The sequence below is a fragment of the uncultured Gelidibacter sp. genome (assembly GCF_947500795.1).
Taxonomy (GTDB): Bacteria; Bacteroidota; Bacteroidia; order Flavobacteriales; family Flavobacteriaceae; genus Gelidibacter.
Map to the genome: position 1 here is coordinate 267,096 of NZ_CANMTE010000004.1, position 13,396 is coordinate 280,491.

The window sequence follows — 13,396 nt, forward strand, 5'->3', positions numbered from 1 at the left end:
TGTGCTATGGAAGAAAATCTCAAACGTATCAATAAATATTTAAGTGAAGTCGGTTTTTGCTCACGTCGTGAAGCAGACAGACTCATTGAAGCCGGACGTGTTACCATAAATGGAAAAGTGCCTGAAATGGGTACAAAAATTTCAGATAACGACGTTGTCCATGTAGATGGCAAACCAATTAAAGACACCAAAGAAGGTTTCGTGTATTTAGCCTTTAACAAACCAATTGGCATTGTTTGTACTACGGATACCAGAGTTGAAAAGGATAATATTATAGATTATATAAAATATCCAAAACGTATTTTCCCAATCGGACGCTTAGACAAACCTAGTGAAGGCTTGATTCTTTTAACGGATGATGGTGATATTGTAAACAAAATATTGAGGGCCAGCAATAATCACGAAAAGGAATATATCGTAAAGGTCGACAAACCTATTTCCCAAACCTTTATCGAGCGCATGTCTAATGGCGTACCTATTTTAGATACCATCAGTAAGAAGTGTGAGGTTAAAAAACTGAGCACCTACGAGTTCAGCATTATTTTAACTCAAGGATTGAATAGGCAAATTCGTAGAATGTGCGAATATTTAGATTATGAAGTGGAGGCTTTAAAGCGTATCCGAATCATGAACATTAAACTGGATATTCCTGTTGGAAAGTATCGGGAATTGACAGAAACAGAATTTAAGGAATTGAACCTTCTCCTTGCAGACTCTGCAAAAGATGCTATAGAAGAGAAGCCAACGCCGCGTAGAAAAAGCAAATAAGTCATAATTTGTGGCTTATGAAGCAGCATTTCCATCGCATATTTAAAATTCAAGCGGAAATAATGCTAAATTTAACCCTATAAATTTTTAGAAAATTATGATTAGAATCTTAGCATTAATCTTGACAATTGGCGGAATGATCGCCTTAGTATTAGGAGTATTAGGAATTTTTGGCAACAACTTTGTTCAATTAAACCCTTGGGCACTTACTATATTGGGAGGTGTTTTCTTTATTGCTGGTGTATCCATGCTGAAATACAGAAAAGACGAGCCAGCAGCATAATTTATGACTTCAGGACTATCCCCTTTTCACATTGCAATCCCGGTTCATAACCTTGAGGAATGCCGAACTTTTTACAGAAATTTTAAATTGTGATGAGGGCAGAAGCTCTGACCATTGGGTTGACTTTAATTTTTTCGGTCATCAATTGGTCATTCATTATAAAGAACAATCTACTGAAGACACGCATACCAATAGTGTTGACGGAAAAAATGTACCGGTACCGCATTATGGCGTGGTACTACCATGGAATGTATTTCATGAATTCGCGAAAAACTTATCCGATAAAGGGGTAAAATTTATCATTGAACCTTATATCCGTTTTGAAGGTCAGGCAGGAGAACAAGCCACACTGTTTTTCAAAGATCCTGCAGGAAATGCTTTAGAATTTAAAGCGTTTAAGGATATGACTCAATTATTTGCGAAATAAATTCCGAAGTACAAATCTTATTCAACTAATAGACGCTTAACTTTTAATAGCGTCTATTTTTTTGTTTTAGACCGTTTTTTGGCGAGATAAAATGGCAGATAAATGAGGAAGAAATACGGTACAACAATAAGTTGCACAACAATTATATACATTGGCCATTCTCCAAAATAATCCAACAAAGATGCCGATTTTGGTTTCTCATTAAGGTAAAAGTAATTAGCATTTAAGAGGTAATTAATGCCAATCATTAACAACACGTATAGTTGAAGCGCTAAAATGGACTTAAAAATGCTTTTGAAGTTTGGGGTCATTTTAAACACAAAAGTAGCGTAGAATATAATAATCACTAGTCCCAAATGCACCGCCCAATATCTGATATAATCGAAGGTCGGGAAACCGGTAGCAATGTCAGGAGTAATAATGGCTTGGAGTGTCCCGGCTATAATCCAGAACAGTAGAATTTCGTACATCCAAAACTTACGGTAATGGGTAAAAACAGGCATTACAATTGCCAAAAGACTGCACAAATATAAAGGCAAATCCTTTTGAATATCATAAGTGCCTAAGCTGTATTTATGAAGATGGAAGGTAATAACCGTCAAAGAAATAACCACGGCAAAACCATGAATTAAAAGAGCCTGACTGCGTTGGTTTAATTTCTGTTTCGCGTGGTTAATTAAGCCAGAGCCAAGAATAATCCCAATCAGTACTGGGACCCAATGTTCCGCGCTTCCCATAGCCACCCGTTTTAGCATCAAGGGCACCATAGAAAGCATCTTATACATCATCCGTTAAAGCTTATTTCATTTGACGCTCTCTCGCCAATAGTGTATTCTTAAGCAACATGGCAATCGTCATTGGTCCAACCCCACCAGGAACAGGCGTGATAAAACTTGCTTTTTTACTGACGTTTTCAAAATCCACATCGCCAGTTATTCTGTATCCTTTTTCAGTAGAATCATCAGGAACACGTGTAATTCCCACATCAATAATCACGGCATCATCTTTAACCATTTCAGCTTTTAAGAAGTTAGGAACACCTAATGCAGAGATGATAATATCCGCTTGCGAAGTGATTTGAGTGATGTTTTTAGTGTGGCTATGGGTTAAGGTAACTGTTGAGTTTCCTGGGAATCCTTTTCTACCCATCAATATACTCATCGGTCTACCTACAATATGGCTACGACCGATTACAACCGTATGTTTTCCTTGGGTATCTACACCATAACGGTCTAACAATTCCAAAATCCCGAAAGGTGTTGCCGGAATAAAAGTAGACATATCTAAAGCCATTCTTCCAAAGTTCATCGGATGGAACCCATCGACGTCCTTATCAGGATTCACAGCCAAAAGAACTTTTTGAGTATCAATTTGCTTAGGTAATGGCAACTGAATGATAAATCCATCAATTTCCGGATCTTCATTCAATTCATAAATTTTATCCAACAATTCTACTTGACTTGTCGTGTTTGATAAACGCACCATGGTTGAATCAAATCCAACACGTTCACAAGCGCGTACTTTACTAGCTACATAAGTTAAACTAGCACCATCGTTTCCTACTATAATAGCGGCAAGATGAGGCACTTTTTCGCCATTGGCCTTCATTTTCTTTACTTCCTCAGCAATTTCATTTTTAATGTCGTTGCTTATTTTTTTACCGTCTAGTAGAACCATTGATTTGATATTTAATTAACTACGTAACTGAGAAGCATATTCTCGTTGAGACGTAGTGGCGAAACTATTTTATTTATACTTAGTAAATTTGAACTAAAAAGAATACTGTTGGCCGCCAACTAAAGACTGCCAATTGCGTATTATCTCATGTTTTTCATCGCTTGCATCATCGCTTTCCCTTTGCCTCCTTGCATCATCTTCATCATCTTGCTCATTTGGTCAAATTGTTTCAGGAGTTGATTCACTTCTTGAACCGAAGTCCCTGAACCCTTCCCAATACGTTTTTTTCTACTTGCGTTAATAACCGACGGATTGGTACGCTCTAAAGGCGTCATCGAATGGATAATCGCTTCAATACCTTTAAAAGCATTATCATCAATATCGATATCTTTCATCATTTTTCCAGCACCAGGAATCATTCCCATAAGGTCCTTCATGTTTCCCATTTTCTTGATCTGCTGAATTTGCGTCAAGAAATCATCAAAACCGAATTGATTTTTAGCGATTTTCTTCTGAAGTTTTCGAGCCTCCTCTTCATCAAACTGCTCTTGGGCACGTTCAACAAGAGAAACAACGTCTCCCATCCCCAAAATACGGTCAGCCATACGTGATGGATAAAACACATCAATAGCTTCCATTTTCTCACCTGTACCAATAAACTTAATTGGTTTATTAACTACAGATTTAATTGAAATAGCGGCACCACCACGAGTATCACCATCTAATTTGGTAAGGATAACACCGTCAAAGTTTAGGACGTCATTAAAGGCTTTAGCAGTATTAACCGCATCTTGACCCGTCATGGCATCTACAACAAATAATGTTTCTTGCGGCTTGATAGCTTCATGAATGTTAGAAATCTCTTTCATCATGGCCTCATCAATAGCCAAACGACCCGCGGTATCAATAATTACCACATTGTGTCCATTTGCTTTTGCATGAGCAATACCTGCTTTTGCAATGGCTACAGGGTCAGTATTTCCTTTATCGCTATAAACCTCAACATTAATTTGATCTCCTACAACATGTAACTGATCTACCGCAGCAGGACGGTACACGTCACAGGCAACTAATAAAGGTTTTTTGGTTTTCTTGTTTTTAAGATAGTTTGCCAATTTTCCAGAAAACGTCGTTTTACCGGAACCTTGTAAACCAGACATCAAAATCACACTCGGATTTCCTGAAAGATTAAGGCCTTCAGCGTCGCCACCCATGAGTTCAGTCAGTTCATCTTTAACCAACTTCACCATTAATTGACCAGGCTGCAACGTTGTCAATACATCTTGACCCAATGCTTTTTCCTTTACCGTATTGGTAAATTCTTTAGCAATTTTAAAGTTAACATCGGCATCTAGTAATGCTCTACGAACCTCTTTTAAGGTTTCAGCAACATTGACTTCAGTAATGCTTCCATGTCCTTTGAGGACGTGTAAGGCTTTATCTAACTTTTCACTTAAATTATTAAACATAGGGTTTCAGTGTTCAGTTTGCAGTTATAAAAACCACAAAAAATTAAATTTTGAGTTGCAAATTTACATATTTGATGTCTATTTATAAAACCTAAGTGGTTAATAAATTACATACGTTCAGGAACGGCAATACCTAATAGGCCAAAGGCATTTTTAATGGTTACCGCAACTTTACGTGACAACACCACTCTAAATGCTTTTTCATTTTCATTTTCTGCTCCCAAAATAGATACATTTTGATAGAAGGAATTAAATTCTTTTACGAGATCATAAGTGTAATTTGCGATTAATGCCGGACTATGGTTATCCGCCGCATTTTGAATCACTTCAGGGAATAAAAAGAGTTGTTTTATCAATTCTTTTTCCTTTTCATGAAGTTCAATCGCTTTTATATCTAAAGGTGCGTTGGCATCTGCTTTTCTTAATATCGATTGAATTCTGGCGTAGGTATATTGAATAAACGGACCTGTATTTCCTTGAAAATCGATAGATTCCTTCGGATCGAAGAGGATACGTTTTTTAGGGTCGACTTTTAAGATGAAATATTTTAAAGCTCCAAGACCAATAGCTTTGTAAAGCGCTTCTTTCTCATCCGCTGAATAGCCATCCAATTTCCCCAATTCTTCTGAAATTTCTTCAGCGGTTTGAGCCATTTCAACAATCAGGTCGTCAGCATCAACAACGGTTCCTTCCCTACTCTTCATTTTTCCTGAAGGCAAATCGACCATTCCATAACTTAAATGGAATAGGTTTTTAGCCCATTCAAATCCGAGTTTCTTAATAATTAAAAACAACACTTGAAAGTGGTATTCCTGCTCATTACCTACAGTGTAAACCATTCCGCCTACATCAGGGAAATCTTTTACACGTTGAATTGCGGTTCCAATATCTTGGGTCATATACACCGCAGTACCGTCTGAACGTAGAACAATTTTCTCATCCAAACCGTCTTCAGTCAGATCACACCAAACGGAACCATCTTCTTTTTTGAAGAACACGCCCGATTTTAATCCTTCAGCAACAAATTCCTTTCCTAAAAGATAGGTTTGACTTTCATAATACAGATTGTCAAAATCGACACCTAAGTTTTTATAAGTTTCATCAAAACCTTTATAAACCCAAGCATTCATTGTTTCCCAAAGCGCAACTGTTTCAGCATCTCCAGCCTCCCATTTTTGAAGCATTTCTTGTGCTTCCATTAAAATTGGTGCTTGTTTTTTTGCTTCGTCTTCAGTTTTACCTTGACCAATTAAAGCCTGAATTTCCTTTTTATATTCTTGGTCGAATTTTACATAGTAATTCCCAACCAGCTTGTCACCTTTTAAACCTGAGGTTTCTGGCGTTTCTTCGTTTCCAAAACGCTTCCAGGCCAACATACTTTTACAAATATGAATCCCTCTATCATTAATGATTTGGGTTTTATAAACTTTTTTGCCTGAAGCTTTTAAAATTTCGGCAACACTATATCCTAATAAGTTATTTCTGATGTGACCTAAATGTAATGGCTTATTGGTATTAGGCGAAGAATACTCCACCATAACAGCTTTATCTTCTGGTTGTGCAGAAACAAATCCGTAAGCGTCGTTATCCTTTATCGTTTCAAAAATTTCAAGATAATGAACGGGATCAATTTCAATATTCAAAAACCCTTTTACAACGTTAAAGGATTTAATCACTTCAAGAGTATCGATAAGATATTGGCCAATTTGCTCACCAATCTGTACAGGATTTCCTTTTACCACACGTAACATAGGGAAAATCACCACCGTAACATCGCCTACAAACTCTTTACGAGTCGATTGTAATTCTACCCATTCTATGTTGGCGTTAAAAATATCGTTAACTGCTTTTTTTACCTGCTGTGATATGGTTTCCTGAAGATTCATCTCATGTTAAATTTAAGTTTGCAAAGATAGGATTTTAATTAAAATTTTTATTAGCGAAAGCGTATTAATGTCCGATGACAGAAAGATCACAAACACTACGCTACCAACTTCAAACAGCTGATTTCCAATATTTCAATAAGTCAAATTATTATGTTAAATATAAAAGTGTATTTTTGAGGGAATAAAAAAACGCTTAAACCCTAACTATTTATAACCAATTGATTTTAAAGAAGCTAAAAACAAACCTATTTCAATAGCGATCAACATTGTGCATTTCACCGATAAAAGTGTCGTTTTTCTAAGATATTTACCATTCATCGGAAATTTCATAAATTCGATAAAAGTGAGCGTTCACTTCAACTAATTTTTTGGCATTAAAACCTAAAAATTAGCTTATATAAACCCTTTTATCCATTTTTGGTCAAGCTATTATTCAAGGTCTAAAAAACGTTGATAAATCATATAGAATCCTTAACATTATTGTTATTGTATATTGTGAACGTGCCTAACCTCTCCCTCAAGGCAAGCTCTTATCACATCAACATTACAATTTATAACTAATTGCAAAAAAAATGAAACGGTTACTCACGTTAGCTGCCTTTTTTGCTGTCTTTTTTGGTCATTCCCAGACCAGAGAGATGGATAGCCTTGCTATACAATTAGCTTATCAACAACAGGATTCTTCCAAAGTAATTACCTCAATTCGCCTCATCAAAGCACTTTATAAAGCTGAAGATTATCAAAAGGCACTCATGTACATTTCAGAAACTGAGCAGCTGTCACAGTCACTTAATTACCTCAACGGTGTTGCAGAAGCCAATTATTACAAAGCGTTGATTTATGCAAACAAAAATGATTACTTCAATGCACTAGATCATTTCAATAAATCTAAAAAAATATATCAAGAGCTTAAAGATACGCTTGGTATTGCCAAAGTGAGCAACAGCATTGGCCTTGTTGAAATTAAGAGAGGGAATTATAGTACCGGTTTGGTAAATTCCTTATCAGCCATCCGCATATTTGAAGAGCGAAATCTATATGAAGACCTTAGTTTAGCCTATAATAATTTAGCCGATGCCTATTATAACACGAATCAAGTTGATAAGGCGCTCGAATTTAATTTGAAAGCACTCCGTGTGCGTGAGCGACTGCGAGACAGTTCTGGCATTAAAATGTCTACCAAGAACATTGCGAAATTATATTCCAAGCGCAAGGAACACCGAAAGGCTATTGAATATTATGAGGATGTTTTAGCGATGCTCAACCCAAAAACGGACCAGACTTTACGAGGTGAAGTTTTACCACGCATTGGTGAAGAGTATTTAAAATTCAAGGCTTATGACAAGGCTTCAGAGTATTTAATTGAAGGCTTAAAGTACAACAGAACCATTAATGATAAGGAAGGCATTTTACGAGCTTTAAATTCCATGGGCTCCTTAAACCTGGCACAAAATAAAACAAGACTTGCGGAAAGCCTGATTTATGAGGCTCATGAATTGGCAAAAACTGCAGGAAATGATGAGGAGTTACTGAAAAATTACAAACTCCTAATGACCCTGGATTCTACAACAGGCCGATTTCAAAACGCCTACCGTTGGCAACGTGAATACTTTAACCTGAAACAGCATTTGGAGCATGAGAACCAACCACAATTTTCTGACAATGCCAATTCAATTGAAGAAGCTTTACACACGGTAGCTAAAAATGACATTCTCGACAGCCCAACCGACACGTCTTTATTAGGCAACACAAAACAGGTTAAAAATTTAAAACTCCTATCTTATGGTTTGATAGTGGGTTTTCTTGGTGTTTTGACTTTTTTATTATTGATTTATTTAAAAAGGAAAAACACTGTAAAATACACGCAAGAACTTGAAGAAAAAAACAAACAGATTCAACTTCAAAATGATGCTATTTTAGAGCAGTCCCATCATCTGGAAGAAACCAACAAGGTAAAAGATCGCTTGTTTTCTATTGTTTCCCATGATTTAAAAGATTCCATTTCATCCATTAAAGGCTTTTTAGATTTATTAAAGGAAGACAGCATCAGTAGAGAAGAGTTTAATGAGCTTATTCCTGAACTCAGCGAAAATGCGAATAATGCGTCCTTATTATTATTCAACCTTTTGAATTGGTCCAAATCTCAAATGCAAAATTTGGAACCTAAACCAGAGTTGTTCAACATCCAAGATATATTCCAAAGCAAGCTCAATTTGGTCGATCAAAAAGTGGAGCAAAAACGCATTGTGGTTATTGATGAATCTCAGCGCGAATTTATTTATGCCGATAAGAGTATGGTGGAAATCATCATTCAAAACCTGCTCACCAATGCTGTGAAATTCAGTCGTGTGGGCGATATCATCACCATTTCGAATAAGGATGTGAATGGTAAATCTTTGATTTGTGTTGAAGATACTGGCGTTGGCATTTCAAAAGAAAACCTTTCTAAATTGTTTCAGAATAACAATTTCACGACCGTTGGTACGCAAAACGAAAAAGGCACAGGATTAGGACTGACCATCTGCAAGGAATTGGTTGAACTTAACCATGGTAAAATTTGGGTAGAAAGTACACCAAATGTAGGCACCAAATTCTACGTTGAACTTCCTAAAGTTCAAACGGAGAACTAAAAAAAAGCTTGAAGTTTACAAACCCCAAGCTTTAAATTTTTTTATGCTTTTGGCAAAAAGACTTCCGCCATCATGCAGCGCGCACTACCGCCGCCACAGGTTTCTATAGTTTCTAAATTACTCGATAGGATTTCACAGTGAGAAGTCAATCGCTCAATTTGATGAGGCGTTAAACTATCGTGTGCTGCTTTACTCATCACTAAAAAATGCTTTCCTTCAGCACCGCGCACTTGTAACATATTGCCGGCAAAATGATGCATTTGTTTTTCCGTTATCGCAATGATTTCCTTACCGTCTTCTTTAAGATGTTTCAACACGTGTTTGCGTTCTTTTTTGTCATCAATTGAATCCGAACAAATCACGGCAAAGGTCTCACCAATACACATCATTACATTGGTATGGTATATTGGCAAACGTTGATCGTCTACAGTTTGGTAAGCAGTAAAAACGATTGGGTGGTAATCGAAATCTTCACAAAACTCTATAAATAAATCTTCATCAGCTCTAGCTGATGGCGCACAATAGGCTTTTCCGTTAGTACGATCTAAAATGATACTTCCGGTACCTTCTAAAAATAGATCATCTTCTTCAGCACTTGTATAATCAATGATGTTTTCTATTTCAAAACCTTCATCTTCCAAACGGGTAAACAATTCTTCACGACGTTCTTTTCTGCGGTTTTCAGCAAACATTGGATAAAGCGCCAAATCTCCATTTTCATGAAAACTCACCCAGTTATTTGGGAAGATAGAATCTGGGGTGTCATTTAATTTATCGTCATCCTCAACAATTACCGTTACTCCAGCCGCACGCAGTTTTTCTACAAATGCATCAAATTCGGCTTGCGCTTTTGAATTAATTTCAGAATTTTTAAGTTCTAATTCTTCCTGAAAATAATTGTTGACAGCCGTTTGCTCATTCATCCTGAACTTTACAGGGCGAATCATTAAGATGGTATTTGTAGTTTGTTGCATTTTGATATTGTATTTAGGCCCACAAAATTAGTTTAAATTGATTAATTTTGGAAGCTAATGCACCTTTTAATTCAAGGTAAACTTACGCACCATTTTGGCTAAAAATTGGTCGTGTGTGCCCTGAAATTCAAAGTAATTCTAATCGAAAATACACCTTGATGAAAACCATCGTTCTCTTCCTTTTAATAGGAGTCACAACTATCGCTCAAAACAAAGAAACAGCCGCAGATTTTTTAACCCTATTTGAAAAAAGTAACGGACTCGAGACGGGAACGCATCAGGAAGTAATTGCCTACTATAAACTTCTGGCCAATACCTATCCTCAAATTCAATTGGATAGTTTAGGAATGACAGATTCAGGGAAACCTTTGCATATGGTAACTTATAATCCTGATGCTGTGTTCGACTTTGAAACCATCAGAAAAACAAAACAGACCCTACTTATTAATAATGGCATCCATCCAGGGGAACCAGACGGTATTGACGCCACAATGTTATTATTTAGAGATTTGGCACAAGGCAAAATAAAAAGTCCGCAACATACGGTTTTGGTAACGATACCTATATATAATGTAGGCGGCAGCTTAAATAGAAATTCCACGACACGCACCAATCAAGATGGTCCAAAGGAATATGGTTTTAGAGGCAACGCCCGAAACTATGACTTGAACAGAGACTTTATAAAGGCGGACACTAAAAATGCGCGTGTCTTTACCCAAATATATCACTTAGTGCAACCAGCAGTATTTATCGACAATCATGTGAGCAATGGCGCGGACTATCAATATACCTTAACACATCTATTTACACAGCACAATAAACTTGGCGGCGACTTGGGAAATTATCTTCATACTGAAATGATGCCGAGTCTCGAGAAAAATCTAGCTGCTAAAAACTGGGATATTACGCCTTATGTCAATGTATTTAATCAGGTGCCAGAAGCCGGATTTAGTCAATTTAATGATTCACCACGGTATTCTACAGGGTACACAGCTCTTTTCAATACTTTAGGAATGATGGTGGAAACACACATGCTGAAACCTTACAAACCGCGTGTTGAAGGCACATATGAATTGATGAAAAGCATGCTGGACGTTATGGAAAGAGATCATAAAAAAATTAAGGATTTACGAGCCAACGCCTTGAAAAAATTACAAGCTTCAACATCGTATGCATTGGCATGGACTGTAGATACAACAAAATCTTCAACGTTAAAATTTAAAGGTTACGAAGGCAAGATGGTCCCAAGTGAAATTACGGGAAATAACCGACTATTTTATGACCGCACTAAACCGTTTACCAAGGATATTGCCTATCAAAATTACTTTAAGCCAAGTGTGGAAGTGACAATCCCTAAAGCCTACATCATCCCTCAAGGTTGGTGGGACGTTATAGAACTCTTGAAACTTAATAAAGTACAAATGGAGGTTTTAGAAAAAGACACGACTATCACAGTTGAAAGCTATAAAATTGACAGCTACCAAACCAGAAACCAAGCCTATGAAGGGCATTATCAACATTACAACACCACTATCAGCCCTTCAAAACATAACGTGACTTTCAAAAAAGGCGATTATTATATTCCAACCGATCAAACAGCTTTTAGATATCTATTGGAAACATTGGAGCCACAAGCGCCAGATTCCTTTTTTAATTGGAATTTCTTCGATACTATTTTACAGCAAAAAGAAGGTTTTTCACCATATGTATGGGAAGATATGGCGGCAGAATTGTTAAAGAATAACAACGACTTAAAATTAGAGTTTGAAAATAAAAAGAAAGCCGACCCTGAATTTGCGAAAAGTTGGTACGCACAATTGGATTGGTTACATAAACAAAGTGCTAATTATGAAAGTGCACACTTACAATATCCGGTGTATCGTGTGATGTAAGATAGGATTAGACTAAAATCTTAATATTGGCATAAGAATTCTCCATCGCATTTTTAATTTGATTTGGATTGAGCCATTCTACTTTTGTAATTCCTTCATCTTCCTGCGGCTCCAAACACCCATTATAGTTGGTTTTCATTTCAAACCAATAAGTGATTTTTAATTGGTGTCTGCCATTACGCTTAAAAATATGATAGGTTGTTTCTAAAGGTGCCACTATTTTTAATCCGTTCACTTTAGTTTCTTCCTCAACCTCACGCAAAGCCGTTTCTTCAATACTCTCCTTCCCTTCTATCTTACCTTTAGGCAAATCCCACTTATCATTTCTATAAATAAAAAGTACCTCACCTTTCTCATTAAAAACTTTACCCCCGCCAGCAATCACGTTAGGTAATAATTTAAGAAATGATTTTAAAAGTTTATCTTCGCTTTTGCCAATTAATCGGACGCCTTCTAAATCTGTAGTATTGAGTTCTTTTATGACTTTGCCTATATTCACGGTACTCAAAAGATAGTTTTTGAAATTCTTTTCTTTCTTAACTTTTGTGGTTAGAAAAATAGGCTTGTCGTTAACAAATACTTTATACATCTTTTCTTTCATGAAGATATTGAATGTGTAAAAATATAATTTTTTGATTGACAGGCGTCTTTTTGAAAATAATTTTTCAGTGATTTTTTGAATTCAAAATCTATAAAATTGTTTAATTTTGCATCATGATTTTCAATAAACAAACCGCTAAAAAAACCGCTGAGCTGCTATTGCAGATTCACGCGATAAAACTTCAACCAAGTCAACCATTTACATGGGCTTCTGGTTGGAAATCCCCAATATACTGTGACAATCGCATCGTGCTCTCTTATCCGCCAATTCGCAATTACGTGCGCGAGACTATGGCAAAACACATTGAGCAACACTACGGCAAACCAGACGTCATTGCTGGGGTAGCCACTGGTGCCATTGGTATTGGCGTATTGGTAGCTGAATATTTAGGATTGCCATTTGTTTACGTCAGACCGGAAGCTAAAGGACACGGACGTCAAAACCAAATTGAAGGCCATGTTGAAAAAGGTCAGAACGTTGTTGTTGTAGAAGATTTGATCAGCACAGGAAAAAGCAGTCTAAATGCCGTTAAAGCACTAGAAGAAGCTGGTGTTAACGTAAAAGGTATGATTGCTATTTTCTCTTACGGATTTGAACTATCTGTCAACAATTTCAAGGAAGCAGACGTGACGTTGCATACCCTAAGTAATTACGAGTGTCTTTTGGAACAAGCTTTAGACACTAAATACATTACCACTAAAGAACAAGAAGTTTTAGCAGCTTGGAATGCCAACCCAAGTGAATGGAACGCTATTTGATTTAGTAACCGGTAAAAACAGTGGGCTGACT

At 36.7% G+C, this 13,396-nt stretch carries 11 protein-coding genes and 1 pseudogene; 6 read left to right on the forward strand and 6 right to left on the reverse strand.

The features are described 5' to 3' along the window. The first annotated feature begins 6 nt into the window (after window positions 1-6). The 3 genes and pseudogenes from rluF (at window position 7) to Q0947_RS11320 (ending at window position 1,478) form a co-directional block, all read left to right on the forward strand. Entirely contained in the window at window positions 7-768 is a 762-nt protein-coding gene (gene rluF / locus Q0947_RS11310; protein WP_299397306.1) for a 23S rRNA pseudouridine(2604) synthase RluF, read from the forward strand. A 97-nt stretch (window positions 769-865) separates the two neighbouring features. Further along, window positions 866-1,051 carry a hypothetical protein gene (locus Q0947_RS11315; RefSeq protein ID WP_299397308.1) on the forward strand — a complete coding sequence of 62 codons (186 nt, stop codon included), beginning with the start codon at window positions 866-868 and terminating at the stop codon, window positions 1,049-1,051. A 3-nt stretch (window positions 1,052-1,054) separates the two neighbouring features. Beyond that, window positions 1,055-1,478, forward strand: a pseudogene (locus Q0947_RS11320) (VOC family protein). A 53-nt stretch (window positions 1,479-1,531) separates the two neighbouring features. Here Q0947_RS11320 and Q0947_RS11325 read toward each other — a convergent pair. The 4 genes from Q0947_RS11325 to argS all read right to left on the reverse strand — a co-directional run bounded on the left by Q0947_RS11325 (window position 1,532) and on the right by argS (window position 6,510). After that, complete coding sequence (locus Q0947_RS11325; protein WP_299397311.1) at window positions 1,532-2,266, reverse strand: TIGR02206 family membrane protein; 735 nt, start codon at window positions 2,264-2,266, stop codon at window positions 1,532-1,534. A 10-nt stretch (window positions 2,267-2,276) separates the two neighbouring features. Beyond that, window positions 2,277-3,155, reverse strand: a complete 879-nt coding sequence (locus tag Q0947_RS11330) for a tetrahydrofolate dehydrogenase/cyclohydrolase catalytic domain-containing protein (protein ID WP_299397313.1) — start codon at window positions 3,153-3,155, stop codon at window positions 2,277-2,279. Window positions 3,156-3,295: 140 nt separating this feature from the next. Continuing rightward, entirely contained in the window at window positions 3,296-4,624 is a 1,329-nt protein-coding gene (gene ffh / locus Q0947_RS11335; protein WP_299397316.1) for a signal recognition particle protein, read from the reverse strand. A gap of 107 nt (window positions 4,625-4,731) precedes the next feature. Beyond that, the gene (gene argS, locus Q0947_RS11340; protein WP_299397319.1) at window positions 4,732-6,510 is read right to left on the reverse strand and encodes an arginine--tRNA ligase; all 1,779 of its coding nucleotides are present in this window, start codon (window positions 6,508-6,510) and stop codon (window positions 4,732-4,734) included. A 572-nt stretch (window positions 6,511-7,082) separates the two neighbouring features. Here argS and Q0947_RS11345 point away from each other — a divergent pair. Next, a complete protein-coding gene (locus Q0947_RS11345; protein ID WP_299397321.1) occupies window positions 7,083-9,140 on the forward strand; it encodes a tetratricopeptide repeat-containing sensor histidine kinase in 2,058 nt (685 codons plus the stop codon). A gap of 41 nt (window positions 9,141-9,181) precedes the next feature. On the opposite strand, the gene ctlX is transcribed toward Q0947_RS11345, so the two are convergent. Next, on the reverse strand, window positions 9,182-10,114 hold the full coding sequence (ctlX, locus tag Q0947_RS11350) for a citrulline utilization hydrolase CtlX (RefSeq protein ID WP_299397324.1): 933 nt from the start codon (window positions 10,112-10,114) through the stop codon (window positions 9,182-9,184). 158 nt (window positions 10,115-10,272) lie between these two features. On the opposite strand from ctlX, the gene Q0947_RS11355 reads away from it, so the two are divergent. Next, on the forward strand, window positions 10,273-12,006 hold the full coding sequence (locus Q0947_RS11355) for a M14 family metallopeptidase (RefSeq protein WP_299397327.1): 1,734 nt from the start codon (window positions 10,273-10,275) through the stop codon (window positions 12,004-12,006). Between the two features lie 7 nt (window positions 12,007-12,013). Here Q0947_RS11355 and Q0947_RS11360 read toward each other — a convergent pair whose 3' ends face one another. Next, window positions 12,014-12,595, reverse strand: a complete 582-nt coding sequence (locus Q0947_RS11360; protein WP_299397652.1) for an NUDIX domain-containing protein — start codon at window positions 12,593-12,595, stop codon at window positions 12,014-12,016. A 125-nt stretch (window positions 12,596-12,720) separates the two neighbouring features. Between Q0947_RS11360 and pyrE the strand changes: the two genes are divergently transcribed. Further along, on the forward strand, window positions 12,721-13,365 hold the full coding sequence (gene pyrE, locus Q0947_RS11365; RefSeq protein ID WP_299397330.1) for an orotate phosphoribosyltransferase: 645 nt from the start codon (window positions 12,721-12,723) through the stop codon (window positions 13,363-13,365). Window positions 13,366-13,396 lie beyond the last annotated feature (31 nt).

What these genes read in the sequence shown, in the direction of transcription:
- argS (WP_299397319.1), bottom strand. Translation starts at nt 6,510, where the DNA reads ATGAATCTTCAGGAAACCATATCACAGCAGGTAAAAAAAGCAGTTAAC.
- Q0947_RS11330 (WP_299397313.1), bottom strand. Translation starts at nt 3,155, where the DNA reads ATGGTTCTACTAGACGGTAAAAAAATAAGCAACGACATTAAAAATGAA.
- rluF (WP_299397306.1), top strand. Translation starts at nt 7, where the DNA reads ATGGAAGAAAATCTCAAACGTATCAATAAATATTTAAGTGAAGTCGGT.
- Q0947_RS11360 (WP_299397652.1), bottom strand. Translation starts at nt 12,595, where the DNA reads ATGTATAAAGTATTTGTTAACGACAAGCCTATTTTTCTAACCACAAAA.
- Q0947_RS11355 (WP_299397327.1), top strand. Translation starts at nt 10,273, where the DNA reads ATGAAAACCATCGTTCTCTTCCTTTTAATAGGAGTCACAACTATCGCT.
- Q0947_RS11315 (WP_299397308.1), top strand. Translation starts at nt 866, where the DNA reads ATGATTAGAATCTTAGCATTAATCTTGACAATTGGCGGAATGATCGCC.
- ctlX (WP_299397324.1), bottom strand. Translation starts at nt 10,114, where the DNA reads ATGCAACAAACTACAAATACCATCTTAATGATTCGCCCTGTAAAGTTC.
- Q0947_RS11345 (WP_299397321.1), top strand. Translation starts at nt 7,083, where the DNA reads ATGAAACGGTTACTCACGTTAGCTGCCTTTTTTGCTGTCTTTTTTGGT.
- Q0947_RS11325 (WP_299397311.1), bottom strand. Translation starts at nt 2,266, where the DNA reads ATGATGTATAAGATGCTTTCTATGGTGCCCTTGATGCTAAAACGGGTG.
- ffh (WP_299397316.1), bottom strand. Translation starts at nt 4,624, where the DNA reads ATGTTTAATAATTTAAGTGAAAAGTTAGATAAAGCCTTACACGTCCTC.
- pyrE (WP_299397330.1), top strand. Translation starts at nt 12,721, where the DNA reads ATGATTTTCAATAAACAAACCGCTAAAAAAACCGCTGAGCTGCTATTG.